This window comes from Kineococcus rubinsiae (assembly GCF_011839805.1).
GTDB classification, from domain to species: Bacteria; Actinomycetota; Actinomycetes; order Actinomycetales; family Kineococcaceae; genus Kineococcus; species Kineococcus rubinsiae.
The window spans coordinates 75,367-101,783 of sequence record NZ_VWPY01000007.1 but is presented as its reverse complement, the minus strand read 5'-3'; the positions used below and the strand labels follow the sequence as shown (position 1 = coordinate 101,783).

Here is a 26,417-nt window from a genome sequence, read left to right as displayed (position 1 = left end):
TGCGGCGCGCGGGGAGGAGTCACCGCGGTTCCGGGACGACGGTGAGGTCCGCGGCGACCGCGGGGATCGAGCGGCGGAACAGCAGGTACACCGCGAAGCCGAGACCGGCCCCGATGAACCAGCTGAACGTGGCGGTCGTCGTGTGGTGGCTCAGCACGGGGACCAGGGCGACCACGGCGCCGACGGCGGTGGCGCCGACCGCGACGGGGTTCCAGCCGGCGCGGTAGTGGTAGCGACCGCGCGGGCTCATCGTGTACAGGTCGTCGACGACGATGCGCTGGCGCTTGATCAGGTAGTAGTCCGCGATCAGCACGCCGTACAGCGGCCCGATGAACGCGCCCAGGACGTCGAGCGTGTAGTGGATCGTGTCGGGGCTGTTGTAGAGGTTCCACGGGGTGAGCAGGACCGACCCGACGGCGGCGATCATCCCTCCCATGCGCCAGCTGATCCGCTGCGGGCTCACGTTGGAGAAGTCGAAGGCCGGCGAGACGAAGTTCGCGACGATGTTGATGCCGATCGTGGCGATGATGAAGGTGAGGCAGCCCAGGACGACGGCGGTCGTGGAGTCCAGGCGGGCGACCGTCTCGACCGGGTCGGTGATCATCGAGCCGAACACCGGGACGGTGGCGGACGCGGTCACCGTGACGAGGAGGGCGAAGACCAGGAAGTTCACCGGGAGGCCGAGGAGGTTTCCCTTCTTCACGTCGCCCATCGTGCGCCCGTAGCGGGCGAAGTCGCCGTAGTTCAGCATCGGGCCGGAGAAGTAGGACACGACCAGCGCGATCGCGGTGACCATGACCCCCGCTGCGCCCCAGCCGGTGTGGGTGATGCTGCCGAGGTTGAGGTCGACGTTCGTCGGCCCGGCCTGCACCACGAGGTAGGCGGCCAGGGCGAACATCACGACGTAGACGGCGGGGCCGCAGAAGTCGATGAACTTCCGGATCGCCTCCATGCCGCGCCAGAACACCACGGCCTGCAGGACCCACATGAGCCCGAACGCCGCCCACCCGAGGGTGCTGAGGCCCGCGAACCCGTGGGACTCGACCTCCGCGTACGGGCCCCAGCCGGGCTGCAGCTTGAGCGCGAGGATGACGAGCGAGTTCGACGCGAGGTAGGTCTGGATGCCGTACCAGGCGACGGCGATGAGCCCGCGGATGATCGCGGGCACGTTCGCGCCGCGGACGCCGAACGTCACGCGGGACACGACCGGGTACGGGGTGCCCGTGGCCTGGCTGGGCCGCGCGACGAGGTTGCAGAGGAGGTAGACGATGACGATGCCCACGAGCAGGGCGATGAGGACCTGCCAGGCCGCGAGGCCGAGGGCGAAGAGGCTGCCGGCCGTCACGTACCCGCCGACGCTGTGCACGTCGGACATCCAGAACGCGAAGAAGTTGTAGGACTTCCAGCTCTGCCGGCCCAGCGGCGCGAGGTCCTCGTTGGCGAGGCTCGGGTCGTAGCCGGGCTTGACCACCCCCGAACCCACGGGGTGCCCGGAAGCCTCGACGACCCCGCCGGGGGCGCGTTTCACGTCAGCCATGGAACTCTCCTGTGCGGGTCGCGGTGGCTCCGGACGGTGCGTGCCGACCACGCTAGGAGAGGTGCGTTTCGTCCACGTAACCCCGCGGATATATCTGGCGGGGGCCGGGTCCACCATGGGGCCCATGCGCATCACACACCTGGGACACGCCTGCATCCTCGTGGAGACCGCCGGGGCGCGGATCCTGCTCGACCCCGGCACGTTCAGCCACGGGTTCGAGGAGCTGCAGGGCCTCGACGCCGTCGTCGTCACCCACGCCCACCCCGACCACCTCGACGTCGAGCGCCTGCCCGTGCTGCTGGAGGCCAACGACGGTGCCGTGCTGCGCGCCGAGCCTGAGACGGCCGCGTCGCTGCTCGACTCGGGTCTCGGGGTCGCACCGCTGCACCCCGGCGACGTGCTCGAGGTCGCCGGCGTCCGGGTCGAGGCCGTGGGCGGGGAGCACGCCGTCATCCACGCCGACGTGCCCCGCATCGGCAACGTCGGGCTGCTCGTGCGCGCCGAGGGTGAGCCGACGCTGTTCCACCCCGGCGACTCCTACGCCACGGCGCCCGCCGGCGTCGACGTCCTGGCGCTGCCGCTCAGCGCCCCGTGGGCGGCGAGCAAGGAGATGATCGACTTCTGCCGCGCCGTCGGGGCGGGAGCGGGGTTCCCGATCCACGACGCGCTGCTCTCGCCCCTCGGGCGGGGGCTCTACGTGAACCAGGCCCGCACCCTCGGCCACCTCGAGCTGCGCGACCTGGCGGGCGCGGGCCCCGTGGAGTTCTGACCCGCGCCCACCCGTGCCGTCAGCGGCGGATGCTGCTCATGTCCGGGTAGCGGTCGCCGGAACCCGCGCCGACGGGCAGCACCGCGTCGAGGCGGGCGAGCTCGTCGGCCGTGAGCTCGACGTCCGCCGCGGCGACGTTCTCGGCGAGGTAGGTCCGCCGCTTGGTGCCGGGGATCGGGACGACGTCCGGGCCCTGCGCCAGCAGCCAGGCGAGCGCGACCTGCCCCGCCGTGGCCCCCTTGGCGGCGGCCAGGGCGCGCACCTCGTCGACGAGCTGGAGGTTCTTCTGCAGGTTCTCGCCCTGGAAGCGCGGGTTGTGGCGGCGGAAGTCGTCCGGCGCCAGGTCGTCGACGCTGGTGATCGCGCCGGACAGGAACCCGCGGCCGAGCGGGCTGTAGGCGACGAACCCGATCCCCAGCTCGCGCACCGTGGCGAGGACGCCGTCCTCCTCCACGTCGCGCGTCCACAGGGACCACTCCGTCTGCAGCGCCGTGACGGGCGACGTCGCGTGCGCACGGCGGATCGTCTCGGGCGCGGCCTCGCTGATGCCGAGGTGGCGGACCTTGCCGGCCGCGACCAGCTCGCCCAGCGCACCCCAGGTCTCCTCCACGGGCACGGTCGTGTCGACGCGGTGCTGGTAGTAGAGGTCGATGTGGTCGACGCCCAGGCGGCGCAGGCTCGCGTCGCACGCCGAGCGGACGTACTCGGGCCGGCCGTTGATGCCGCGGCTGCCGTCGGGGTGGCGCTCGTTGCCGAACTTCGTGGCCAGGACGACCTCGTCGCGGCGCGAGGCGATGGCCCGCCCGACGAGCTCCTCGTTGGTGAACGGGCCGTACATGTCCGCGGTGTCCAGCAGGGTCACGCCCGCGTCGAGCGCGGCGGCGATGGTGGCCAGCGACTCGGTCTCGTCGCCGGCGCCGTAGAACTCCGACATGCCCATGCAGCCGAGGCCGAGCGCGGAGACCTCCAGGGCCGTGCCGTTCGCGGCGCTGCCGAGGGTGCGGGTGGGGAAGGGGGACGTCGTCATGCCCCTACGGTCCGACTTCGAGCGCGGTCGAAGTCAAGCGGAGGAGCTGCGGAGCGCGTCCTCGTAGAGGTCGATCTTCGCGGTGATGGCGCCGAGGTGGCGATTGACCTCGTCGAGCTCGGCGAGCACGCGCGCCCGGTGCTCGCGCAGCAGGCGCAGGCGCTGCGCCTCGTTGCCCTCGCCCGCCCGGCACAGGGCGGCGTACTCGCGCACCTCGCGGATGGGCATCCCCGTGGCGCGCAGGCGCTGCAGCGTCTCGATCCAGCGCAGGTCGCCCTCGTCGTAGCGGCGCCGGCCCGCGGTGGTCCGCGCGACCGGCTCCCGCATGAGGCCCTCGGTCTCGTAGTAGCGCAGCGCCGAGGTGCTCAGGCCCAGCCGCTGCCCGGCCTCGGCGATGCTCAGCAGCGTGGCCGGGTCGGCGTCGGTGGTCGTCACGAGAGGAGTCTCGCCCCTCAGAGGCCGTAGGTCTCCAGCAGCCGCAGCCACACCTCGCTGATCGTGGGGTAGCTGGGCACGGCGTGCCAGAGCCGGTGCAGCGGGACCTCGCCGACGATCGCGACGGTCGCGGAGTGCAGCAGCTCCGAGACGCCCTGACCGACGAACGTCACGCCGACGACGACGCCGCGCTGCTCGTCGACGACCATCCGGGCGCGGCCCGCGTACCCGTCCGCGACGAGCGACGCGCCGGCCACGTTCCCGATCTCGTAGTCGACGACCTTGACGTCGATCCCCGCGTCGCGCGCCTGCTGCTCGGTGCGCCCGACGCTCGCGACCTCGGGGTCGGTGAACACCACCGACGGCACCGCCGTGCGCGTCGCGGTGCCGGCGTAGCGCGACCACGCGGGCGCCTCGCCCACGAGGTCCCCCGCGGCGCGGGCCGCGATCGCGTCGCCCGCCGCGCGGGCGTCGTACTTGCCCTGGTGGGTCAGCGGCGCCCGGCCGGTGACGTCGCCCACGGCGTACAGCCAGCCGCCGTCGACGCCCTCGACGAGACCTGAGTCGTCGACGGTGATGCGCCCGCCGTCCTCCAGGCCCACGGTCTCCAGCCCGATGTCGGACGTCACGGGGGTGCGGCCCGTCGCGACGAGCAGCTCGTCGGCGACCACGGTGGACCCGTCGTCCAGCGTGATCGTCGTCTCGGAGCCGGTGCGGGACACCGACGACGGGTTCGCCCCGAAGCGCACGTCCACGCCGTCGGCGCGCAGGGCCTCGGCGACGATCTCGCCCGCGAAGTCCTCCTGCCCGCGCAGCAGCGCGGAGCGCGCCAGCAGCGTCACCGTGGACCCCAGCCGCGCGTAGGCCTGCGCGAGCTCGACGGCCACGACCCCGCCGCCGAGGACCGCGAGCCGCGGCGGGACGGCGTCGGCGCTGGTCGCCTCGCGGCTCGTCCACGGCAGCGCGGTGGCCAGGCCCTCGACGTCGGGCAGCACGGGCACCGAGCCGGTGGCCAGGACGACGGCCTGGCGGGCCACGAGGGTCACCGTGCCGTCGGCGGTCTCGACCTCGAGGCGGCGCGGGCCCGTGAGCCGCGCGGAGCCCCGCACCAGCGACATGCCCGCGGAGGAGACCCAGTCCGCCTGCGAGGAGTCGTCCCAGTCGTGGGTGAAGGTGGTGCGGCGCTTCAGGACCGCCGCCGCGTCGAGCGTCCCGGTGACCGCCTCGGCCGCCCCCGGCAGCCGCTTCGCCGCGGCGAGCGCGTGGCCCGAGAGCAGCAGCGCCTTGCTGGGCATGCACGCCCAGTAGGAGCACTCGCCGCCCACGAGCTCCTTCTCGACCACGACCACCTCGAGGCCGCCGCGACCCGCGCGATCGGCGACGTTCTCGCCCACCGCCCCGGCCCCGACGACGACGACGTCCACCTCGCGCTGCTCATCGCTCACGCCCGGACGGTAGCGCGCGCCGCGCGGGGTGCGTGTGGTCTGATCGTCGGCGTGGTCATCGACTTCGCGTCCTCCCCCCGCCCGACGCTCGGCGTCGAGTGGGAGATGGCCCTCGTCGACCGCCGCAGCCGGGACCTCGTCTCCTCCGCGGCGGAGGTCATCGACGCCGTGCACGCCGCGGACGACGCGGCGGGCGAGAAGGTCCAGAAGGAGCTGCTGCGCAACACCCTCGAGGTCGTCACGGGCATCTGCGACACCGTCGCCGAGGCCGCGGACGACCTGACCGACTCGCTGCGCGGCATCCGGCGCGTCACCGACCCGATGGGTCTGGAGCTCATGTGCAGCGGGACGCACCCGTTCGCCCAGTGGGACGTGCAGCAGGTCACCGAGAGCCCCCGCTACGCCGAGCTCATCGAGCGCACGCAGATGTGGGGCCGGCAGATGCTGATCTGGGGCGTGCACGTGCACGTCGGGATCAACTCGGTGCACAAGGTGCTGCCGCTGCTGAACAGCCTCCTGAACTACTACCCCCACCTGCAGGCGCTGTCGGGGTCCTCGCCCTTCTGGGCCGGCACGGACACGGGCTACGCCAGCAACCGGGCGCTGATGTTCCAGCAGCTGCCGACCGCGGGGCTGCCGTTCCAGTTCGGGCGGTGGGACGAGTTCGAGTCCTACGTCGACGACATGCTCGTGACCGGCGTCATCGACGGCCTGAGCGACGTGCGCTGGGACATCCGGCCCTCCCCCACCCTCGGGACCATCGAGGTCCGCGTGTGCGACGGGACGCCGACGCTGCAGGAGCTGCGGGCCCTGACGGCCCTCGTCCACTGCCTCGTCGTGCACCTCGACGACCGCCTGGAGGCGGGTGAGACGCTGCCGACCATGCCGCCGTGGCACGTGCAGGAGAACAAGTGGCGCGCCGCGCGCTACGGCCTGGACGCCGAGGTGATCGTCTCCGCCGCGGGCGCGGAGCGGCTCGTCACGGACGACCTCACCGAGCTGCTGAACCGGCTGGAGCCCGTGGCGGCCCGGCTGCACTGCGCCGACGACCTCGCGCTCGTCGAGCGGATCCCGGCGCGCGGGGCGAGCTACCAGCGCCAGCGCGCCGTCGCGGCCGCCACCGCGGAGGACCCGCTCGTCGCCGTCGTCGACTCCCTCGTCGCCGAGATGCGAGCGGGCACCCCCCTCTGAGGTCCGACTAGGACGCGAGCGCGTCCTCGAGCGACACGGCCTCCATGCCGTGCGCCGCCGCGACCTCCGGGCTGGTCAGCGCGCCGCCGTGGGTCGACAGGCCGTGCGCCAGCGAGGCGTCGGAGTTCAGCGCGGGCTTCCAGCCGTGGCGCGCGAGCTTCACGACGTAGGGCAGCGTGGCGTTCGTCAGCGCGTACGTCGAGGTGTGCGGGACGGCGCCCGGCATGTTCGCGACGCAGTAGAAGACCGACCCGTGGACCTCGAACGTCGGGTCGTCGTGCGTCGTGGGGTGGGAGTCCTCGAAGCAGCCGCCCTGGTCGATGGCGATGTCGACGAGCACCGAGCCGGGGCGCATCTCGGACACCAGCTGGTTGCTGACGAGCTTCGGCGCGCGGGCCCCGGGCACGAGGACGGCGCCCACGACGAGGTCGGCGCTGCGCACGGCGCGGGCCAGCTCGAAGGCGTTGGAGGCGATGGTCCGCACGGCCCCGCCGAAGCGGGCGTCGACCTCGCGCAGCTTGGGGATCGAGAGGTCCAGGACGGTGACCTCGGCGCCCATGCCGAGCGCGATCTGCGCGGCGTTCTGGCCCGAGACGCCCGCACCGATGACGACGACGTCGGCGCCGCGGACCCCGGGCACCCCGCCCATGAGGACGCCGCGGCCGCCGGCCGCGCGCATCAGGTGGTAGGCGCCGACCTGCGGGGCGAGCCGGCCGGCGACCTCGCTCATGGGGGCCAGCAGCGGCAGCGAGCGGTCGGGCAGCTGCACGGTCTCGTAGGCGATCGCCGTGGTGCCCGAGGCGAGCAGTGCGTCGGTGCACGGGCGCGACGCGGCGAGGTGCAGGTAGGTGAACAGGACCTGGTCGCGGCGCAGGCGGTGGTACTCCTCCGCCACGGGCTCCTTGACCTTCAGCAGCAGGTCCGCGCTGCCCCAGACCTCGTCGACGTCGGCGAGGACCTTGGCGCCGGCGTGCTCGAACTCGGCGTCGGGCAGGGAGCTGCCGGCCCCCGCCCCGGCCTCGACGAGGACCTCGTGGCCCTGGACCACGAGCTCGTGGACGCCCGCCGGCGTCAGGGCGACGCGGTACTCGCGGTTCTTCACCTCGCGGGGGACACCGATGCGCACGACGAGACCTCCTGGCTGGGCGGGGACGGACTCGTCCAGCATGAAGATCCCCTCTCAGAGACGCAACGGATCCGCAGGAGATTCGGTAGCGTCGGCCGATGGACGTCACCGATGCGGAAACCGGGCCTGCGCGGGGCGCGGCACCGAAGAACCTGCGAGCCGTCGTGGACCCGGTCGACCGCGCGATCCTGCGGGTCCTCGCGGAGGACGCCCGCACCACCAACCAGTCGCTGGCGCAGCAGGTCGGCATCGCCGCCTCGACGTGCCTCGTGCGGGTCCGGGCGCTGCGCGAGTCGGGCGCGATCCGCGGCTTCCACGCCGACGTGGACCCGGCCGCCCTCGGGCTGGAGCTGCAGGCCATGATCGCCGTCCGCCTCGCGGCGCACGCCCGCGGAAGCATGGGCCCGTTCGTGGCCCGCATCCGCCGCCGGCCCGAGGTGGTCGACGTCTACTTCGTCGCGGGCGCGAACGACTACCTGCTCCACGTCGCCGTGCCGGGCACCTCCGACCTGCGCGACTTCGTGGCCGAGCACCTCAACCGCGACGCCGACGTCGCGCTGACCGAGACGAGCCTGATCTTCGAGCACACCCGCGCGGTGGGGCGGCGCTGACGGCGCGCGGCAGACTGCTGCGCCGTGGAGCCCCTGCCGATCACCGTCCCCCTGGCCACCACGACCGCGTCGCTGCGCCGCGCGCGCCGCGAGGACGTGGCCGCCGTCCTCGCGCTGCTCGCCGACGACGACCTCAGCCGCGCCCGCGGGGACTTCGCCGACGCGGCCGGCGGCGTCACCGCGGGCCACCTCGCGGGCTTCGACGCCATCGACGCGGACCCTTCGCAGCTGCTCCTGGTGGCCGAGCAGGACGGCCGGGTCGTCGGGACGCTGCAGCTGACGTTCATCCCGGGGCTCTCCCGCGGCGGCGCGTGGCGCGCGCAGGTCGAAGCGGTCCGCGTCGCCGCGGACCTGCGCGGTCAGGGCCTGGGCGCCGCGATGCTGGGCCGGGTCGTCGAGGAGGCCGCGCAGCGCGGCTGCTCCCAGGTGCAGCTGACGAGCGACGCCCGCCGCACGGACGCCCGCCGCTTCTACGAGCGGCTCGGCTTCGCCGCGTCGCACACGGGCTTCAAGCTCGTGCTGCCCCGCCCCTGAGGGGGCGGCTGACAGTTCCGCTGCCCGCAGGGCCGCGGCAAGCGCCTGCCTGGCCCATTCGGCGCCTTCCGCGCAGCGCAACTGTCAGCCGCCCGGACCACCCGGAGCGCGCGGTGCGGAACACCTGCGGCGGCGCCGGTGCTGTGGCCTGCACGGGAGCGCCCAGCCCGCCGTCGCAGCCCAGCCCGCCGTCGCAGCACCCAGCCCCAGGAGATCCGATGACCGCCGCCCGGCCTGCGCACGTCGAGGCGCCGCCGTCCCCGCTCGTCGGCGCCCAGCGCCGCGGCCCCGCTCGTGACGCCGCCCGCGACGCCGTCCTCGAGGTGCTCGGCACGGTGGAGCACGGTGACGAGCGCGGTCGCCTGCTGGGCTTCCCGACGGCCAACGTCGCGGTCCCCGAGCACGGCCTGCGCGACGGGGTCTGGGCCGGGACCGTGCAGGTCGGGCCCGCCGAGGACGGCCCCGTCCACGTCGCCGCCGTCTCGATCGGGCACCGCCCCACCTTCTACGGCCGGGACGGGGAGCGGCTGCTGGAGGCCCACCTCCTCGACTTCGAGGGCGACCTCTACGACCGCACGGTCCTCGTGCGCCTGCACGTCCGGCTGCGGCCGCAGCGCGCCTACGCGGGCGCGGCCGCGCTCGTCGACCAGCTGCTGCTCGACGTCGCCGAGACGCGGGCGTGGGCGCAGCGCGAGGGCCTCGGCGCCCTCCTGACCACCCCCTGACCCCCGCCCACCGTGATCATGCAGGTAATACCTGCAAGATCACGGGGGGACGGGGGTCACCAGCAGAGGCAGAACGGGTGGCCGGCCGGGTCGGCGTAGACCTGGAAGCCCTCCTCGGCGTCGAGGTCGTCGGCGGCCTGCAGCAGCCGCGCCCCGGCGCCGACGGCGTCCTCGTGCGCCTCCCGGATGTCGGCCACGATCAGGTCCAGGTGCACCTGCTGCGGCCGGCCGTCCGGCCACTGCGGCGGGACGTGGCCCGGGGCGAGCTGCACGGCGACGCGGTCCTCGCCGTCGACGGAGACGGTGTGCCAGTCCTCCCCCGCGTCCACGGAGCCGCCCAGCAACCGGGCCCAGAACCCGCTCTCGGCGGCGAGGTCGGCGGCGTCGAACACGACCAGCTGGCGCAGGAGCTGCATGGCGGGAAGCGTTCCACGGCAGCCCTCCCGGCGGAAGGGTCAGCCGCCGAAGGCGCGCGCCACCAGGGGCAGGGCGATCGTCATCGCGAGGGCGTTGAGGACCATCGCCGCGCTGGACCAGCCGCCCGCGACCTCCGACTCGGCCAGGGCCCGCGACGTCCCGATGCCGTGCGACGTCATCCCGATCGCGAAGCCGCGCGCCCGCAGGTCGGTGACCCGCACGAGCGTCAGCAGCGCCGGCCCGGCGACCGCCCCGAGGACGCCGGAGACGAGCGTGAGCACGACCGTCAGGGTGGCGCCCGCGCCGATCGTGCCGGCCACGGTGAGGGCCACCGGCGTCGTCACCGAGCGGGGCAGCGCCGTGCGGACGAGGTCGTCGGCGACGCCGAACAGCTCCAGCGCCCCCACCGTGACCGTGACGCTGACGAATCCCGTGACCAGCAGCGTCACGAGCACGGCGACGCGCGAGGCGAGCAGCGCCCGGCCCGCGCGCAGCAGCGGCAGGGCCAGCGCGACGGTGGCCGGGCCGAGCAGCAGCGTGAGGATCGAGACCGAGGCGAGGTACTCGTCGTAGCCGATCCCGAGGACCTCCAGCGCGACGGCGACGACCGCGGTGGCGACCAGGACGGGCGCGAGCAGGGCGGGGCGCCAGCGGCGGTGCAGCTCCCCCGCGCCCAGGTAGGCGAGCAGCGTCAGCGCGAGCCCGAACACGGGGGCGTGCACGACGGCGTTCACCGCGACCCCGCCCGGCCGCGCCGCAGCAGCGCCTGGAGCAGGAGCCCCGCGACGACCAGCCCCGCCGCGAACGACCCGCCCACGGCCAGGGCCAGCGGCCCGGCCGCGTCCGCCAGGCGCGAGGCCTCCGTCACGACGCCCACCCCCGGCGGGACGAAGAGGAGCTGCAGGTGCCGCAGCAGCGGGTCGCCCGCGGGCTCGACCCGGCGCACGAGGCCGCGGTGGCGCACGCCGAGGGCCACGAGCAGGACGAGCCCGACGACGGCGCCGGGGACCGGCAGGTGCAGCAGCGCCACGAGCAGCGTGCCGAGCAGCTGCAGCAGCAGGAGGACGCCGAGGCCGGCGAGGACGGCCGGGACGTGCGCGCCCCAGCCCCCCGGGCGGCGGGCGGCCTCGGGAGGAGCAGCGGACACGGGGACAGGGTGCCAGCCGGGCGTCCGGCCGGCTCGGAGACAACCCTTGCCTGTGGTCAGACCACAGGGGTACCGTCGTTGCGACCGCACGCCGCCGTGGAGGAGACGCCCCATGCCCAAGGTCCAGCGCCAGATCCCCAAGTGGTCCGAGCTGAAGCCCCTCATGCGCCCCAAGCCCGTCGAGCTCGACGCCACCAAGCGCCGCCTGGACGCGGCCCTGACCATCGGCGACCTGCGCGCCGTCGCCAAGCGGCGCACGCCGCGCTCGGTGTTCGACTACACCGACGGCGCGGCCGAGCGCGAGATCAGCCTCGGGCGGGCGCGCGGCCTGTTCGCCGACCTGGAGTTCCGCCCCGCGATCCTGCAGGACGTGTCCACCGTCGACACGACCACGACGATGCTGGGCAAGCCCACGGCGCTGCCGTTCTCGTTCGCCCCCACCGGGTTCACGCGGATGATGCACCACGAGGGTGAGCGCGCGGTCGCCCGCGTGGCCGAGCGCAACGGGATCCCCTACGCGCTCTCGACCATGGGCACCACGTCGATCGAGGACGTGGCGAAGGAGGCCCCGAACGCCCGCAAGTGGTTCCAGCTCTACGTCTGGAAGGACCGCTCGGCGGGCGAGGACCTCATGGCCCGCGCCAAGGCCGCGGGCTACGACGCGCTGCAGCTCACGGTGGACGTGCCCGTCGCCGGGGCCCGGCTGCGCGACACCCGCAACGGGTTCTCGATCCCGCCGGCGCTGACCGCGAAGACCGTCCTCGACGCGTCGATGCACCCGGCGTGGTGGATGAACCTGCTGACCACCGAGCCCCTGACGTTCGCGTCGCTGAACGCGTGGGACGGCACCGTCGCGGAACTCCTCGACAAGCTGTTCGACCCGACCATGACGATGGCCGACCTGGAGTGGCTGCGCGGCTCGTGGGACGGCCCGCTCGTCATCAAGGGCATCCAGACCGTCGACGACGCGATCAAGGTGACCGAGGCCGGCGCGGACGCGATCGTGCTGTCCAACCACGGCGGCCGCCAGCTCGACCGCGCCCCCGTGCCGCTGCGGCTGCTGCCCGACGTGAAGGACGCCGTCGGCGGGCGCACCGAGGTGTGGCTGGACACGGGCATCACCAGCGGCGCGGACGTCGTGGCCGCGATCGCCCTGGGCGCCGACGCCACGATGGTCGGGCGCGCCTACCTGTACGGGCTCATGGCCGGCGGCGAGCGCGGCGTGCAGCGCGCGGTCGACATCCTGCGCAAGGAGGTCGTGCGGACGATGCAGCTGCTCGGCGTGAACCGGATCGAGGAGCTGGGCCCGCAGCACGTCCGGCTGCCCTGAGCTCCTGCGCGAGGAGCGGACGGAGCGTCGTGCTGCGGCACGGCGCCCCGTCCCGCGTCAGGCGAAGACCTCGCCCGTGAGCAGCTCGTAGGCCTCGACGTAACGGGCGCGGGTGCGCTCGACGACCTCCGCGGGCAGCGGCGGCGGCGGCGCGTCGGAGGCGCGGTCCCAGCCCGAGGCGGGCGAGGTCAGCCAGTCGCGGACGATCTGCTTGTCGAAGCTGGGCTGCGAGCGGCCGGGCTCCCACTCCGTCAGCGGCCAGAACCGCGACGAGTCGGGCGTGAGGACCTCGTCGCCCAGCACCGTGCGGCCGGCGTGGCGGCCGAACTCCAGCTTGGTGTCGGCCAGGACGATCCCCTGCAGCGCCGCCACCTGCTCCGCCCGCCGGTACACCGACAGGGTGAGCTCCCGCAGCTCCTGCGCGGCGTCGGCGCCGATGGTGGCGGCCACGACCTCGAAGGAGACGTTCTCGTCGTGCTCGCCGAGCTCCGCCTTGGTGGCGGGCGTGAAGATCGGCTCGGGCAGCCGGGAGCCGTCGACGAGGCCGCCCGGCAGCGGGACCCCGCACACGGCCCCGCCGGCGCGGTACTCGGCGAGGCCGGAGCCCGTGAGGTAGCCGCGGGCCACGCACTCGACGGGGAACATCTCCAGGCGCCGGCAGACCATGGCCCGGCCGCTGACCGCGTCGGGGACGTCGGTGGACACGACGTGGTGCGGGACCAGGTCGGCCAGCAGGTCGAACCAGAACAGCGACAGGGCCGTCAGGACGCGGCCCTTGTCGGGGATCGTGCTGGCCAGGACGTGGTCGTAGGCGGAGATGCGATCGCTCGCGACGACGAGGACGACGTCGTCCGCCGCGCCGGGGCCGTCGGGCACGTAGAGGTCGCGGACCTTGCCGGAGTAGGTGTGCCGCCAGCCGGGGAGCTGCACGGGCGTCGTGTCGAAGCCGCTCACGCCGTCGCCGCCTCGAGCGCGATGTCGCGGCGGAACCGCGAGCCCTCCAGGTCGATGAGCTCCAGCGCCTCGTAGGCGCTGGCCCGGGCCTCGCCCAGGTCGCGGCCCGTGCCGAGGACGGAGAGGACCCGGCCGCCCGAGGAGACGACCCCGCTCCCGTCGGGGGCGGCGCGCGTCCCCGCGTGCAGGACGGCGGCGCCCTCGACCCGGCCGGCCGCGTCGAGGCCGCGCAGCGTCCCCCCGAGCTGCGGGTCCTCGGGGTAGCCGGGGGCGGCGAGCACCACGGTCACGGCCGCGTCCTCCCGCCAGCGCAGCGCGGGCTGGCCCTCGAGCGCGCCCGTCGCCGCGGCGTGCAGCAGCCGGCCCAGCGGCGTCGCGAGGCGGGCGAGGACGACCTGCGTCTCCGGGTCGCCGAAGCGGACGTTGAACTCGATGACCCGCACGCCGCGCGAGGTCAGGGCGAGCCCGCAGAAGAGGACGCCGCTGAACGGCGTGCCGCGCCGGGCCATCTCGGTGACCACGGGCTGCGCGACGCGCTCGACGACCTGCTGCTGCAGGTCGGCCGGCGCCCAGGGCAGGGGCGAGTAGGCGCCCATCCCGCCCGTGTTGGGGCCCGTGTCGCCGTCGCCCGCGCGCTTGAAGTCCTGCGCCGGGGCCAGCGCCACCACGTGCTCGCCGTCGGAGAGGCAGAACACCGACACCTCGGGCCCGTCGAGGAACTCCTCCACGACGACGGGGCCGTGGCCGAGGCAGCGCCGCGCGTGGGCGAGGGCCTCCTCGCGGTCGTCGGTGACGACGACGCCCTTGCCCGCGGCCAGGCCGTCGTCCTTGACGACGTGCGGCGCGCCGAAGGCGTCGAGGGCGTCGGCGACCTCCTGCTCGGTGGTGCACAGGTGCGCCATGGCGGTCGGGACGCCCGCGGACGCCATGACCTCCTTGGCGAAGGCCTTGGACCCCTCGAGCCGGGCGGCGGCGCCGGACGGGCCGAAGCACGCGATGCCCGCGGCCCGGACGGCGTCGGCGACGCCCGCGACCAGCGGCACCTCGGGGCCGACGACGACCAGGTCCGCGCCCAGGCGCTGCGCCAGGGCCGTCACGGCCGCCGGGTCGCCCGCGGCGACGGGTTCGCACGGCGCCACCTCGGCGATCCCCGCGTTGCCGGGGGCCGCGAGGACGCGGTCCACCCCCGGGTCGTCGAGCAGGGCCCGCACGAGTGCGTGCTCCCGTGCTCCGGAGCCGATGACGAGGACGTCCACGTCGAGGGAGCCTAGGGCCTGGCGGTGGTGCGAGAGGATCACCGACGTGCCCCGCAGCGTCCCCCTCCCCCTGGCGGTGCGTCGCCGGCTGCGCGCCGGGACGCAGCGCTGGAAGGGCTCGTGGTGGCAGATCCTGCAGTGCGGTCTCGGCGCGGGTCTCGCGTGGGTCCTCGCGGTCGCCCTGTGGGGCCAGCCGTACCCCGTCTTCGCGTGCGTCGCCGTCGTCGTCTGCCTCGGGGTGTCCAACAACCAGCGGCTGCGCCGCGTCGGCGAGCTCGGCGTGGGCGTCTCCCTCGGCGTGCTCCTGGGCACCCTCATCGCCCGCGTCATCGGGCACGGCCCGTGGCAGATCGCGGTCATCGTGGTCGTCACGATGGCGATCGCGCGCTTCCTCGACGGCGGCAACCTCATCGTCAACCAGGCCGCGCTGCAGTCGGTGTTCATCCTGGCGCTGCCCCCGGCGCAGGGCGGCGGCACGGGCCGGTGGCTGGACGCCATGACGGGCGTGGCGGTCGCGCTGGCCATCGCCCTGGTCCTGCCGGCCGACCCCCGCCAGGACGTCCGCGGCCGGGCCATGTCCTACGCCGCGCACCTCGCGGACCTGCTGGAGGACGCGGCGCGCGCGGTGCGCTCCTCCGACGCGGGCGTCGCCGAGGCCGCCCTGGCCACGGCGCGCGGCACGCAGCCGAAGCTCGACGGCTGGGCCACGTCGGTCGCCGCGGGCGAGGAGGTGCACCGGCTCTCGCCCCTGCGGCGCCGGGGCCGCCCCGAGCTCGTCCAGCAGCACGACCTGCTCGACGGGATGGACCGCGCGACCCGCAACCTGCGCGTCGCGATCCGCCGGGTCGGCACCGCCCTGGAGTACGGGGAGCAGCTCCCGCCGGCGCTCGCGGGCGCCTTCGAGGAGCTGGCCGCCGCGATCCGCACGCTGGGCGAGCCGGCCTACCCGGGCGAGAGCGTCCCGCCCGCGGTGGGGGCGCTGCAGGAGCTGGCGGTGCAGCTCGGGCCGCACACGCTCGGCGCGACGTCGCTGTCCGCGACGGTGGTCGTGGCCCAGCTGCGCTCGGCGGTCGTGGACCTGCTGCAGGCCCAGGGCGTGCCCCCGGAGGAGTCCCACCGGCTGCTGCCCCGGTGACCTGCGCCGCACGGGAGCGCCCCGGCGGGCGGTCTCTGGAAAGATGCCGCGCATGAGCACGCTCGCGATCGAAGGGGCCTCGACCACCAACGGGCCCATCACGAAGTACGCCCGCGGCGTGGGGGGGTTCCTGGGCCTCCTCGGCGTCCTGAGCCTGGTCCCCGGCGTCACGACGAACTACTCGGGGATGGGCTTCTACTCCTCCGAGGCGCAGCTCTTCGGGCTGTTCACGACGTCGATCGTCGCCGCCGCGGTGTACTTGACCGCGGGTGCGTGCTGCATCGCCTTCTCGACGTCGCCGCGCCAGGGCCACAAGGCCGTCGTGCTCACCGGGAACCTGCTGATCATCGTCGCGATCGGCGGGGCCGGCCTGGTCGTCAACCCGTCGCCGCCGCTGCCCGTCAACGAGGCCAGCAACTACTTCCACCTCTTCCTCGGCATCCTCCTGCTGCTCGGCTCCGTGCGCGCCAAGGCCATGCACGTCAAGCAGTACGGCGTCTTCTGAGCCCCTCACCCGCTCCGTGATCATGCAGGGATTACCTGCATGATCACGGTGGGGACGAGGGTCCGTCACCGCTGAGTGGCAGCCAGAGCTGGATTTCGTCGCGCAGGTCGTCCGGGCCGAGGCGCAGCGCGCGGGGGTGCCGGCCGTGCTCGCGCCAGCCGAGCCGCTCGTAGAACCGCTCGGTCCCGGTGCCGCCGCGCACCGTCAGCACGAGGTGGTCCAGCCCCCAGTCGTCTGCAGCGCAGCGGGCCACCTCGGTCATGAGGAGGGTGCCGACCCCCGTCCCACGGAAGGCCGGCGCGGTCTGCACCCGGGTGACGCTGCCCCAGTGACCTGCGATCCGGCTGCGGGGCCGGGTCAGGGCGAGCCAGCCGGCGAGCTCGCCGTCCACGTGCGCCGTGAGCAGACCGACGTGCTGCGGGGAGAGACCGGCGACGAGCGCGTCGAGCGTCGGCTCGACGTCGGCTGCCCTCACGGGGAGATCCGGGAAGCCCACCGCTCCACCCGCGTTGCTGACCTCCACCCAGCACCGCAGCACATCCCCGTGCAGGGCCGCGGAGACGTCCTGCGGGGCGGTGCACCAGGTCAGCTCACGCGAGGACACCCCCGCAGCGTGCCGCACGGACAGGCGCCTCTGACCCCACCCCTCCGTGATCATGCAGGGATCACCTGCATGATCACGGTGGCGTCAGGTCTCCGGAACCTGCGGGCCCGGGGTGGAGCCGGCCGCGAGGTCGGTGAGCAGGTCGCCCTCGTCGGCGTAGCGCTCCGCGACGTCCACGAGGGACAGCTGCCGCAGCGAGCCCGGGTCGTCGAGCTCGTCCCACGTGCGGGGCGCCGCGGCGCAGGGGTTCTCCCGCCCCCGCGGTGAGTACGGCGCGATGGTCGTCTTGGCGGTGTTGTTCTGGCTCCAGTCCAGGAGCACCTTCCCGCCGCGCAGGACCTTCGTCATCCGGCTCACGACGAGCGCGGGGTGGCGGGCCTCCAGCTCCTCGGCGAGCCGCTTGGCGTACTGGCGCACCAGCTCGCCGTCCTGGTCGCCCGCGAGGCGGGCGTACAGCTGCATGCCCTTGCTGCCCGACGTCACGGGGTGGCAGGTGAAGCCGTCCTCGGCCATCCGCTCGCGCACCAGGTGCGCGACCTCCGCGCACTCGGGCAGGCCCGCGCCCTCGCCCGGGTCGAGGTCGACCACCAGCCGGTCGGGCGGGAGGACGTCGCCGCCGTCGGTCACCGACCACTGCGGGACGTGCAGCTCCAGCGCCGCGAGGTTGACCAGCCACACCAGGCCCGCGAGGTCGTCGACGAGCGGGTACACGACGGTCTCGCGCTTCTTCGTGCTGCCGGGCGAGTCGACCTCCACGGTGCGCACCCAGTCCGGCACCCCGCGCGGCACGTTCTTCTCGAAGAACGTGGGCCCGCGGACCCCGTCGACCCAGCGCTTGCGGGTCACGGGCCGCTGCCGCAGCTGGGCCAGCAGGGCCGGGGCGACGGCCTGGACGTAGCCGATCACCTCGGCCTTCGTCGTGCCCGTCGCCGGGTACAGCACCTTCTCGAGGCGGCGCAGCACGAGGCGACGTCCCTCCACGTCGACCACCTGCTCCTCGGCGGAGACCACGGCTCACTCCTCCCGGACGTCGTCGGGTCGCAGGTCGCTGCGCACGCCGCGCAGGACCGGGTGGCGCAGGCGTCCGCCGGGCGTGCGGCCCAGGTGGCGCACCTCCACGACGGTCGTGGGGGCCACGAACCGGGCCCCGGCGGCGTCGACGCGCGGCATCTCGACCACGGGACGCTCGACGTCGGAGCCGCGCAGCGCGGCCCGCAGGTCCTTCTCCATCGCCGCGCCCAGGCCGCTGCCCGCACGGCCCGCGAAGCGCAGGCTCCCGTCGGCGCGGGGCACGGCCAGGAGCAGCGCGCCGATCCGGTCGGCGTCCTGCGTGCCGCGGCCCTCGACCCCGCGCCAGCCGACGACGACGCACGACTGCAGCATCCGGTGCGCGTGCTTGACCCAGTCCGCGCTGCGGCGCCCCGGCTGGTAGAGCGCGTCGCGGCGCTTGGCCACGACCCCCTCCAGGCCCTGCTCCTGCGTGGCGGTGAGCAGCACGTCCGCGTCGGGGTAGACGGGCGAGACCTGCCAGGCCCCGCCGCCCGAGGTCAGCCGGTCCAGGGACTCCCGGCGCTCCTGCCACGAGCGGTCGACCAGCGCGACGCCGTACAGGCGCAGGACGTCGAAGGCGATGAGGGTCACCGGGGTGCGGCGGGCCGCGAGCGCCGCCTGCCGGGCGTCGCGCACGTGCATGCGGTCGGCGAGCGCCGCGAAGGACGGGACGCCGTCGGCGAGGGCGACGACCTCGCCGTCGAGCAGGACGTCGGCGTGGGCCTCGGCCAGGGCCGCGAACTCGGGGAAGGTCGCGGTGACGTCGCGGCCCGTGCGGGAGGTGAGCACGACGGTGCCCTCGTGGACGTCGGCCAGCACGCGCATGCCGTCCCACTTGACCTCGTAGGCCCACAGCGCCCCGTCGCGGGGCACCCCGGCCGCGGGCGCGGGGGTCGCGAGCATCGGGAGCACCCTCCCCACTCTGCGGCCAGGCCGGGCCCGTGACCAGTGGCGACGCGGCGGCGGGAGTGACGCGCACGACACCCGGCCCCCGGACGGCCGGAGGGCAGGTTAGCCTGGCCTCACCACGACGAGAGGGGGCGGCCATGGCCGCGAGCACGGCCGTCCGGACCCGCGCCACCGACAGGACGCGCGCCACCGACGACGTCCGCGTCGCCGCGCCCGACCCCGCCTACCGGCTCTTCGACGTCGCGGTCCGCCGCGTGCACCGCGTGGGCACCAGCTTCGTGCGGGTCACCTTCGGTGGGCCGCAGCTGCCGGCCTTCGGCGCCGGCGGCCACGACCAGCGGCTCAAGGTGCTCCTGCCGCAGGGGGCCTTCGACCTCGCGCAGGCCCCGGCGACAGACTGGTACGGCTGGTGGCGCGCCCTGCCGGACGCCGACCGCCCCGTCATGCGGACCTACACGGTGCGGGCCGTGCGCCCCGAGCTGGGCGAGCTGGACGTCGACTTCGTGCTGCACGGCGTGGCCGAGGGTCACGCGGGCCCGGCGTCGGCGTGGGCCGCGCGCGCCTGCGCGGGCGACCGCGTCGTGCTGGTCGGCCCGAGCGCGCCGGGGACGGGCCGGATGTGGGGCGTGGAGTGGGCGCCGCCCGCCGAGGCCCGCACCCTGCTGCTCGCGGCGGACGAGACGGCCGTGCCCGCGGTGTGCGCCGTCCTGGAGCAGCTGCCGGCGGGGGTCCGCGCCACGGCCCTGCTCGAGGTCCCCGAGGCCGGGGACGTGCTGGACGTGCGCTCGGCGGCCGACCTCACGGTCGAGTGGCTGCCCCGGGCCCGGTCGCAGGGGGCGCACGCGCACGGCGAGCGCCTGGTGGCGCGCGTGCGCGAGGTCGCCGCCCGGCTCGTCGACGAGGAGACCGCCGCCGCCCCTGCCGCCGCCGAGGACGAGACGGGCGCCGACGAGGGCGTGCTGTGGGACGTGCCCGAGCAGGCCGTCGCGAGCGGCCCGGAGTGCCTGTACGCCTGGCTCGCGGGCGAGGCCGGCGTCGTGAAGCAGCTGCGCCGCCACCTGGTCAGCGAGGTCGGCGTGCCCCGCGCGTCCGTGGCCTTCATGGGCTACTGGCGGGAGGGTCGCCGCGAGGGCGAGTGACGCCCTCCGTCCGGCCCCCGCGCACGACGACCACCGCCCACCGCACCACCCCGAGGAGCTCCTCCGTGCCGAACCCGTTCCGCCGCAAGCCCGCCCCGGACCCGGACGCCCCGGTGCGCCGGCAGCGGCGCGGCGTCGTCCAGCGGGTCGAGCGGCTGACGCCGCACGTGGTGCGGGTCGTCCTCGGCGGCGACGACCTCGCGGACTTCACGGCCCCGCAGGCCGACTCCTACGTCAAGCTGATCTTCCCCGTGCCGGGGGTGACGTACGCGCAGCCGCTCGACGTGGCCGCCGAGCGGGCCACGCGCCCGCGCGAGGAGTGGCCGGCGCAGCGCACCTACACGGTCCGGGCCGTCGACCCCGCGGCCTCGGAGGTCACCATCGACTTCGTCCACCACGGCGACGAGGGCCTCGCGGGCCCGTGGGCGGCCTCGGCACAGCCCGGCGACGAGATCTGGCTGCTGGGCCCGGGCGGGGAGTACTCCCCCTCGCCCGACGCGCCGTGGCACCTGCTCGTGGGCGACGCGAGCGCGCTGCCCGCCATCGCCGCGTCCCTGGCCGCGATGCCCGCCGGGGCCACGGCCGTCGCGGTCGTCGAGGTCGCCGGCCCGCAGGAGCAGCAGCCGCTGACGAGCCCCGCGGACCTGCGCCTGCACTGGGTGCACTCCCCCACCGCCGACGACGGCGCGCTCGCCGCGGCGCTCGCCGCGCTGGACCTGCCGGCCGGGGTGCCGCAGGCCTTCCTGCACGGCGAGGCCGACAGCGTCCGCCTGGTGCGGCGCTTCGTGCGCAACGAGCTGCACGTGCCGCGCGAGCTCACCTCGGCGTCGGGCTACTGGCGGCGCGGGCGCACCGAGGAGGGCTGGCGCACCGAGAAGGCGGACTGGAAGGCCGCGGTCGAGCGGGACGACGCGACCGCCCCCGCCTGACCCGCGCGGTCCGCCCGGACGGCCCCGGGTCAGCCGCCGAACCGCGCGACGGCCTCCGCGGTGACGGGCGTGAACAGGTTCACGAGGTTGCCGTCGGGGTCGCGCAGCAGCAGCGAGCGGTTGCCCCACGGCATCGTGACCGGCTCCGCGACGGCGACCTCCAGCACGCCGCGCAGGCGCGCACCCTCGGCGTCCACGTCCGCCACGAGGAACTCGACGATCGCCGAGCGGTTGTCCGCGGCGCGGGCCGCGCCCTCCCCGAACAGGGCGACGGTGCGGGTGCTGCCGATCGCCACGGCGCCCACGGGGGTGGCCACCTCGGCGAAGTCCGGGGTCGACCACCGCGCGGCGGCGCCGGTGACGTGCTCGTAGAAGGCGACGAGGCGGGCGACGTCGTCGGTGATCAGGCGCACCGACATCAGGCGCGGGACGGGGACGGTGGACGACGTGGTGTTGGACATGAGCACGACGCTAGGACCGGTACCGGACAGGATCCGCCCGGTACGTGACAGCATCCTCCGCGTGCCCCGCCCGACCGCCCGCGTGCTCGCCCTGCTGGAGCTTCTGCAGTCCAGCTCCCGCACGCGCACCGTCGGGGAGCTCGCCGACCGGCTGGGCGTCGACGAGCGGACCGTGCGCCGCTACGTGGCCCACCTGGGCGACCTCGACGTCCCCGTCCGCTCGGTGCGCGGCCCGCACGGCGGCATCCGGCTCGAGCCGGGGTACCGGATGCCCCCGCTGATGCTCACCGGCGAGGAGGCGCTCGCCGTCCTGCTGGGGCTGGTGGCCGGCCGCCGGGCGGGCGTCGTCGCGGCGTCCGCGGGGGTCGTCGACAGCGCCGTCGCCAAGGTGCGGCGGGTCCTGCCGGTCGCCCTGCAGGACCGCCTGGACGGCCTGCTCGCGACGGCGGACGCCGCGCTCCCCCCGGCGCGCGGGGGCGCCGCTCCGACCGACGTCCTGCTGGCCCTGGCCGACGCGGTGCGCGAGCGGCGGGCGGTGGACCTGACCCACACCGCCGCCGACGGCCGGCGCACCCGGCGCACGGTGCACCCGCACGGGCTCGTCGCCCGGTCCGGGCACTGGTACCTGAGCGCCGGCGACCCCGCGGGCGGTGACGTGCGGACCTTCCGGGTGGACCGCGTCGACGCGGCCGAGGTGCTGGCGAGCCGCTTCGACCCGCCGCCGGGCGTGGACGCCGCCGAGGAGGTGGCGGCCGCGCTCGCCCGGGTCCCCTGGCGGCACGGGGTGTCCCTGCGGGTGCGCAGCCCCGCGGAGGAGGCCGCGGCGCTGTTCCCCGCCGGGCTGGTCACCGTCGAGCCCGTGCCCGAGCACCCCGGGTGGGTGCGGGTCACGTTCCGGGCCGAGCGCCTCGACTGGGTCCCCGGCCTGCTCGCCGGGCTGGGCGTCCCCGTCGTCGTGGAGGGTCCCGAGGCCCTGCGCGACCTCGTGCGCGCCACGGCCGCGCGCCTGACGGCCGCCGCCGGAGGGTGACCGGCAGCGACCTCCAGCAGTCCGCGGCCTCAGTGCGCGACGGCGACCTCGACGTCGGCGTCGACCTCGAGCCGCCAGGGCTTCACCAGCACCACCAGCACGACCACGGCCAGCGCGAGCGAGGCGACGATGACGATCCCCAGGGCGCGGGCGTCGTTGCCGAGCAGGCCCACGAGGGGCGACACCAGCGCGCCGACGCCGAACTGGACGGCGCCGAGCAGCGCCGCGGCCGCGCCGGCCGCCTCGCCGTGGCGGGACAGCGCGAGCGCCGGGGCGTTCGGCAGCGCCAGCCCCGAGGAGAAGAGGATCACCCACAGGGGCGCGACCACCCCGGCCAGGCCCCCGGTGGAGGTGGCGGCGAGCACGAGCAGCACGACCCCGGCGAGCAGGCCGACGGCCACCCCGGCGAGCAGCACCTGGGACGGCGCGAAGCGGCGCAGGGCGAGCGGGTTGAGCTGCGTCGCGGCGATCAGCCACACCGCGCCGGCGCCGAAGAGGAGCCCGAACTGCTGCTGGTCCAGGCCGTACTCGTCCTGGTAGACGAACGAGGCGCCGGCGACGTAGCTGAAGAGCGCGGCCATGGTGAGGCCGGCCACGAGGACCAGGCCGAGGTAGGTGCGGTCACCCAGCAGGTCGCGGTACGTCGCCAGGGTGGCGCCCAGGCGCAGCGGGCGGCGGCGCGCAGGCGGCAGGGTCTCGCGCAGCGCCCGGCCCCCGGCCGCGAGCAGGACGACCCCGTAGACGGCGAGGAGCACGAAGACCCCGCGCCAGGACGTGAAGCGCAGCACCTCACCGCCGATGGTGGGGGCGAGCACGGGCGCCGCACCCATCACGAGGAACAGCCGGGACAGCATGGTCGCCGCGGCGCGGCCGTCGTAGAGGTCGCGCACGATCGCGAGGGCGATGACGCCGCCGGCCGCCGCGCCGACGCCCTGCAGCACGCGCAGGATCCCCAGGGTCGCGACGTTCGGCGCCAGCAGGACGAGCAGCGAGGCGATGACGTGCAGGGCGGTCCCGGCCAGCAGCGGCCGCCGCCGGCCCAGCGCGTCGGAGAGCGGGCCGATCACGAGCTGACCGAGGGCCAGGCCGACCAGGGTGCCGGTGAGCGTCAGCTGCACCGCAGCCTCGGTCGTCTGCAGCTCGGTGACGATCGTCGGCAGGGCCGGCAGGTACATGTCGATGGTCAGCGGCCCGACGGCGACGAACGTGCCCAGGACGAGGGCGGTGCGGCCCCGGCTCGGAGCGGCGGGCTCGGTGGGAGGCGCGTCGGGGGCGGCGGTGAGGTCCGTGGAGGAGGTCATGGGGGGTCTTCCGTCGCGGGCTGAGGCGGGCGCCGCGCGCGCAGGGGGCCCGTGGCTCCACGTCCACGGGGCGAGGGTGACAACGGTCACGCGGCCACGATCCATTCCCGGAGCCTCCTGAGGCGGCTCCCGGTGTTCACCCTGCGGGCGCTGTGCTGTCGCTGTGCGCACCTAGGGTCGCACTGTCCGTGTACCTGCCGGAAGGACCCGTCATGCCCGCCCTGCCCCCCGTCCTCGCGAGCCGTCCGGGGCGCGCCCGGCTCGGCCGCGCCTGCGCCGTCGTCGGCGCCCTCTCGCTCACCGCGCTCGGCCTGCCCGCGGCGGCCGTCGCCGCCGCCCCCGCCACCCCGTTCATCGCCGAGCTGCACTACGACAACGCCGGCACCGACACCGGGGAGTTCGTCGAGGTCCAGCTGCCCGCCGGCACCTCCTCCGCCGGGTTGTCGGTCGTCGCCTACAACGGCAGCAACGGCACCTCGTACGGCACCCGCGCCCTGCCGGCGGTCAACGCCCCTGCCGACGCCTCGGCCGTCGCCGTCGTCGACTTCCCCGGTCTGCAGAACGGCGACCCGGACGCCGTCGCCCTCGTGCGCGATGGGCAGGTGCTCGAGCTGCTCTCCTACGGCGGCACGTTCACCGCGGTCGGCGGCGCCGCCGCGGGGCGGACGAGCACCGACATCGGCGTGAAGGAGAGCACGACCACGCCCGCTGGGCAGTCGCTCTCCCGCACCTACGACGTCACCGCCGACGCGCTCGTGTGGTCCGGCCCGGCCGCCGCCACGCGTGGCCAGGTCAACGCCCCGGCCGCCGCTCCGCAGCCGCCCGCCCCCGCGACGCCCGTCGAGATCGGCGCCGTGCAGGGCCGCGGCGCGGCGACGCCGCTGGCCGGGAAGCAGGTCGCCGTCACGGGCGTCGTGGTCGGCGACACCCCGGGCCTGGCCGGCTTCTTCCTGCAGGACCGCGACGGCGACGGCGACGCGGCCACCTCGGACGGCGTCTTCGTCGCGAGCTCGGCCGCGGTCGCCCTCGGCGACACCGTCACGGTCACCGGCCGGGCGGAGGAGGCGTTCGGCCAGACCCAGGTCACGGCCTCCACCGTCGCGGTCGTCACCCCGGGCAGCGCCGCGGACCTGCCCGCCGCGGCCCCGCTGGACCTGCCCGCCGACGACGCGGCCCGCGAGCGCGTCGAGGGCATGCGCGTGGCGCCGGTCGACCGGCTCACGGTCAGCGAGGTGTTCGCGCTGACGAGCTACGGGGAGCTGACCCTGTCCGAGGGCGGGCTGCTGGTGCAGCCCACCGAGCTCGCGCGCCCGGGCACCCCCGAGGCGGCCGCGATCGCCGCCGCGAACACCGCCCGCTCGATCCTGCTCGACGACGCCGCCGGCGCGCGCACGAGCACCACGTCGCGTCCGTACCTGAGTCCCACCACCCCCGTGCGGGTGGGTGACGAGGTGCGGTTCACCGAGCCGCTCGTGCTCGGCTACGGGTTCTCGGCCTGGCGGCTGATCCCGGCCGACGGCACCGCCGACGGCGTCTTCGCGCCGCAGGACACCCGCCCGGCGACCCCCGCGAAGGTCGGCGGGGACGTCCACGTCGGGGCGTTCAACGTCCTGAACTACTTCACGACGCTGCAGGAGCCCGGCCGGGGTGCGACGAGCCCGGCCGAGTTCGAGCAGCAGGCCGGGAAGATCGTCCCGGCGATCCGCGCGCTGGGCGCGGACGTCGTGACCCTCATGGAGATCGAGGACACCGACTCCACCGGCGCGAGCCCCGGGAACGCAGACGGCGCGCTGGCCGACCTGGTCCGGCGGCTGAACGCCGCGGCCGGGACGACGGAGTGGGCGTACGTGCCGATGCCCGCCGAGCTGTACGCCGTCGACCGCGACGTCATCCGCAGCGCGATCATCTACAAGCCCGGGGTCGTGCAGCCCGTCGGCGCCCCCGTCGGCCTGGTCGACGAGACCGTCTGGTCCAACGCCCGCGAGCCGATCGCCCAGACGTTCGCGAAGGACGGGGACCGCTTCACCGTGGTGGCCAACCACTTCAAGTCCAAGAGCACGGGCGCGGCCACGGGCGACAACGTCGACGCGGGTGACGGGCAGGGGCAGTGGAACGGCGACCGGGTCCGCCAGGCCCGCTCGCTCGCGGCCTTCGTGCAGCGGCTGCGCGCGAGCAGCGGCGACCCCGACGTCGTCGCCCTCGGCGACTTCAACGCGTACACGCGCGAGGACCCGATCGAGACGCTGCGCGGGGCTGGGCTCACCGACCTCGGCAGCACGTTCGACCCGGGCCGCTACAGCTACGTCTTCGACGCGCGCTCCGGCTCCCTCGACCACGCGCTGGGCACGAAGGAGCTCACGGCGAAGGTGACCGGGGTGACGCACTGGAACATCAACTCGGTGGAGTCCTTCGCCTACCAGTACGCGGGCGACGAGGCGCTGTACGCGCCGAACCCCTACCGCGCCAGCGACCACGACCCGCTGGTCCTCGGCCTCGACCTCGACGAGCGCTGCGGCGGCCTGGTGCCGACGATCCGCGGCACCGCGCGCGACGACGTGCTCAAGGGCACCAACGGCCGCGACGTGATCGTGGGTCTCGGCGGGAACGACACGATCACCGGCGGCAACGGCGACGACGTGCTGTGCGGCGGCGCCGGCTCCGACCGGCTCGCGGGCGGCAACGGGGGCGACACGCTGCTCGGCGGGTTCGGCGACGACGTCCTCGCGGGCGACAACGGCGACGACGTCCTCGTGGGCGGCCCCGGCACCGACGTCCTGCAGCCCGGCCGCGGCGCCGGGGCGCTCACGCAGGAGGGCGCGGAGTCCTGACGCGACGCGGGACCCGCCGGGG

General features: G+C 75.2%; 27 protein-coding genes. 12 read left to right on the top strand and 15 right to left on the bottom strand.

Annotation, left to right across the window (positions count from 1 at the left end):
- Positions 1-19: 19 nt before the first annotated feature.
- Complete coding sequence (locus F1544_RS06440; protein WP_167583420.1) at positions 20-1,537, bottom strand: NCS1 family nucleobase:cation symporter-1; 1,518 nt, start codon at positions 1,535-1,537, stop codon at positions 20-22.
- Between the two features lie 124 nt (positions 1,538-1,661).
- On the opposite strand from F1544_RS06440, the gene F1544_RS06435 reads away from it, so the two are divergent.
- Positions 1,662-2,306 (top strand): MBL fold metallo-hydrolase, encoded by a 645-nt coding sequence (locus tag F1544_RS06435; protein WP_167583418.1) that lies wholly within the window; start codon positions 1,662-1,664, stop codon positions 2,304-2,306.
- Between the two features lie 19 nt (positions 2,307-2,325).
- On the opposite strand, the gene F1544_RS06430 is transcribed toward F1544_RS06435, so the two are convergent.
- Genes F1544_RS06430 through F1544_RS26175 form a run of 3 tightly spaced genes read right to left on the bottom strand, consistent with a single transcriptional unit; the run spans position 2,326 to position 5,213 of the window.
- Complete coding sequence (locus F1544_RS06430; RefSeq protein WP_167583416.1) at positions 2,326-3,333, bottom strand: aldo/keto reductase; 1,008 nt, start codon at positions 3,331-3,333, stop codon at positions 2,326-2,328.
- 33 nt (positions 3,334-3,366) lie between these two features.
- Positions 3,367-3,768 (bottom strand): MerR family transcriptional regulator, encoded by a 402-nt coding sequence (locus tag F1544_RS06425; protein WP_167583414.1) that lies wholly within the window; start codon positions 3,766-3,768, stop codon positions 3,367-3,369.
- Between the two features lie 17 nt (positions 3,769-3,785).
- A complete protein-coding gene (locus F1544_RS26175; RefSeq protein WP_167583412.1) occupies positions 3,786-5,213 on the bottom strand; it encodes a dihydrolipoyl dehydrogenase family protein in 1,428 nt (475 codons plus the stop codon).
- A gap of 42 nt (positions 5,214-5,255) precedes the next feature.
- Here F1544_RS26175 and F1544_RS06415 point away from each other — a divergent pair, with 42 nt between their 5' ends.
- Positions 5,256-6,404 (top strand): glutamate--cysteine ligase, encoded by a 1,149-nt coding sequence (locus tag F1544_RS06415; RefSeq protein WP_373368061.1) that lies wholly within the window; start codon positions 5,256-5,258, stop codon positions 6,402-6,404.
- Between the two features lie 7 nt (positions 6,405-6,411).
- Here F1544_RS06415 and ald read toward each other — a convergent pair whose 3' ends face one another.
- Complete coding sequence (ald, locus tag F1544_RS06410) at positions 6,412-7,572, bottom strand: alanine dehydrogenase (RefSeq protein ID WP_167583408.1); 1,161 nt, start codon at positions 7,570-7,572, stop codon at positions 6,412-6,414.
- Between the two features lie 56 nt (positions 7,573-7,628).
- On the opposite strand from ald, the gene F1544_RS06405 reads away from it, so the two are divergent.
- The 3 genes from F1544_RS06405 (at position 7,629) to F1544_RS06395 (ending at position 9,400) form a co-directional block, all read left to right on the top strand.
- Positions 7,629-8,141: an Lrp/AsnC family transcriptional regulator gene (locus F1544_RS06405; RefSeq protein ID WP_167583406.1), complete on the top strand. Its 513-nt coding sequence runs from the start codon at positions 7,629-7,631 to the stop codon at positions 8,139-8,141.
- A gap of 24 nt (positions 8,142-8,165) precedes the next feature.
- Entirely contained in the window at positions 8,166-8,675 is a 510-nt protein-coding gene (locus F1544_RS06400) for a GNAT family N-acetyltransferase (RefSeq protein ID WP_308469912.1), read from the top strand.
- Between the two features lie 218 nt (positions 8,676-8,893).
- The gene (locus tag F1544_RS06395) at positions 8,894-9,400 is read left to right on the top strand and encodes a riboflavin kinase (RefSeq protein WP_167583404.1); all 507 of its coding nucleotides are present in this window, start codon (positions 8,894-8,896) and stop codon (positions 9,398-9,400) included.
- Between the two features lie 56 nt (positions 9,401-9,456).
- Here the strand turns inward: F1544_RS06395 and F1544_RS06390 are convergent, their stop codons facing one another.
- Genes F1544_RS06390 through F1544_RS06380 form a run of 3 tightly spaced genes read right to left on the bottom strand, consistent with a single transcriptional unit; the run spans position 9,457 to position 10,964 of the window.
- On the bottom strand, positions 9,457-9,816 hold the full coding sequence (locus tag F1544_RS06390; RefSeq protein ID WP_167583402.1) for a VOC family protein: 360 nt from the start codon (positions 9,814-9,816) through the stop codon (positions 9,457-9,459).
- Positions 9,817-9,855: 39 nt separating this feature from the next.
- A complete protein-coding gene (locus F1544_RS06385; RefSeq protein WP_167583400.1) occupies positions 9,856-10,551 on the bottom strand; it encodes an LrgB family protein in 696 nt (231 codons plus the stop codon).
- Positions 10,548-10,964, bottom strand: coding sequence for a CidA/LrgA family protein (locus F1544_RS06380; RefSeq protein WP_308469911.1), 417 nt, complete (start codon positions 10,962-10,964; stop codon positions 10,548-10,550). The genes F1544_RS06385 and F1544_RS06380 overlap by 4 nt, the downstream gene beginning before the upstream one ends.
- 112 nt (positions 10,965-11,076) lie before the next feature.
- On the opposite strand from F1544_RS06380, the gene F1544_RS06375 reads away from it, so the two are divergent.
- Positions 11,077-12,294, top strand: a complete 1,218-nt coding sequence (locus tag F1544_RS06375; protein WP_167583396.1) for an alpha-hydroxy acid oxidase — start codon at positions 11,077-11,079, stop codon at positions 12,292-12,294.
- Between the two features lie 57 nt (positions 12,295-12,351).
- On the opposite strand, the gene F1544_RS06370 is transcribed toward F1544_RS06375, so the two are convergent.
- Both F1544_RS06370 and purD read right to left on the bottom strand, forming a co-directional pair.
- The gene (locus F1544_RS06370; RefSeq protein WP_167583395.1) at positions 12,352-13,248 is read right to left on the bottom strand and encodes a phosphoribosylaminoimidazolesuccinocarboxamide synthase; all 897 of its coding nucleotides are present in this window, start codon (positions 13,246-13,248) and stop codon (positions 12,352-12,354) included.
- Complete coding sequence (gene purD, locus F1544_RS06365) at positions 13,245-14,504, bottom strand: phosphoribosylamine--glycine ligase (protein WP_167583517.1); 1,260 nt, start codon at positions 14,502-14,504, stop codon at positions 13,245-13,247. The genes F1544_RS06370 and purD overlap by 4 nt, the downstream gene beginning before the upstream one ends.
- A gap of 46 nt (positions 14,505-14,550) precedes the next feature.
- Between purD and F1544_RS06360 the strand changes: the two genes are divergently transcribed.
- Both F1544_RS06360 and F1544_RS06355 read left to right on the top strand, forming a co-directional pair.
- On the top strand, positions 14,551-15,639 hold the full coding sequence (locus tag F1544_RS06360; RefSeq protein WP_167583393.1) for an FUSC family protein: 1,089 nt from the start codon (positions 14,551-14,553) through the stop codon (positions 15,637-15,639).
- Positions 15,640-15,691: 52 nt separating this feature from the next.
- Entirely contained in the window at positions 15,692-16,144 is a 453-nt protein-coding gene (locus tag F1544_RS06355) for a DUF4383 domain-containing protein (protein WP_167583391.1), read from the top strand.
- 43 nt (positions 16,145-16,187) lie between these two features.
- Here the strand turns inward: F1544_RS06355 and F1544_RS06350 are convergent, their stop codons facing one another.
- The 3 genes from F1544_RS06350 to ligD (F1544_RS06340) form a co-directional block, all read right to left on the bottom strand.
- Complete coding sequence (locus F1544_RS06350; protein ID WP_308469909.1) at positions 16,188-16,619, bottom strand: GNAT family N-acetyltransferase; 432 nt, start codon at positions 16,617-16,619, stop codon at positions 16,188-16,190.
- Positions 16,620-16,832: 213 nt separating this feature from the next.
- A complete protein-coding gene (ligD, locus tag F1544_RS06345) occupies positions 16,833-17,759 on the bottom strand; it encodes a non-homologous end-joining DNA ligase (RefSeq protein ID WP_167583387.1) in 927 nt (308 codons plus the stop codon).
- A gap of 3 nt (positions 17,760-17,762) precedes the next feature.
- Positions 17,763-18,701: a non-homologous end-joining DNA ligase gene (gene ligD, locus F1544_RS06340; RefSeq protein WP_167583385.1), complete on the bottom strand. Its 939-nt coding sequence runs from the start codon at positions 18,699-18,701 to the stop codon at positions 17,763-17,765.
- A 143-nt stretch (positions 18,702-18,844) separates the two neighbouring features.
- On the opposite strand from ligD (F1544_RS06340), the gene F1544_RS06335 reads away from it, so the two are divergent.
- Positions 18,845-19,846 carry a siderophore-interacting protein gene (locus F1544_RS06335; protein WP_167583383.1) on the top strand — a complete coding sequence of 334 codons (1,002 nt, stop codon included), beginning with the start codon at positions 18,845-18,847 and terminating at the stop codon, positions 19,844-19,846.
- 113 nt (positions 19,847-19,959) lie between these two features.
- Positions 19,960-20,775 (top strand): siderophore-interacting protein, encoded by an 816-nt coding sequence (locus tag F1544_RS06330; RefSeq protein ID WP_167583515.1) that lies wholly within the window; start codon positions 19,960-19,962, stop codon positions 20,773-20,775.
- A gap of 29 nt (positions 20,776-20,804) precedes the next feature.
- Here F1544_RS06330 and F1544_RS06325 read toward each other — a convergent pair whose 3' ends face one another.
- Positions 20,805-21,236 carry a VOC family protein gene (locus tag F1544_RS06325; protein ID WP_167583381.1) on the bottom strand — a complete coding sequence of 144 codons (432 nt, stop codon included), beginning with the start codon at positions 21,234-21,236 and terminating at the stop codon, positions 20,805-20,807.
- A gap of 61 nt (positions 21,237-21,297) precedes the next feature.
- Between F1544_RS06325 and F1544_RS06320 the strand changes: the two genes are divergently transcribed.
- Positions 21,298-22,266: a helix-turn-helix transcriptional regulator gene (locus F1544_RS06320; protein WP_308469907.1), complete on the top strand. Its 969-nt coding sequence runs from the start codon at positions 21,298-21,300 to the stop codon at positions 22,264-22,266.
- Between the two features lie 29 nt (positions 22,267-22,295).
- Here F1544_RS06320 and F1544_RS06315 read toward each other — a convergent pair whose 3' ends face one another.
- Positions 22,296-23,567, bottom strand: coding sequence for a multidrug effflux MFS transporter (locus tag F1544_RS06315; RefSeq protein ID WP_167583379.1), 1,272 nt, complete (start codon positions 23,565-23,567; stop codon positions 22,296-22,298).
- A 212-nt stretch (positions 23,568-23,779) separates the two neighbouring features.
- Here F1544_RS06315 and F1544_RS06310 point away from each other — a divergent pair, with 212 nt between their 5' ends.
- Positions 23,780-26,395 carry an ExeM/NucH family extracellular endonuclease gene (locus tag F1544_RS06310; protein ID WP_167583377.1) on the top strand — a complete coding sequence of 872 codons (2,616 nt, stop codon included), beginning with the start codon at positions 23,780-23,782 and terminating at the stop codon, positions 26,393-26,395.
- Positions 26,396-26,417: the final 22 nt, after the last annotated feature.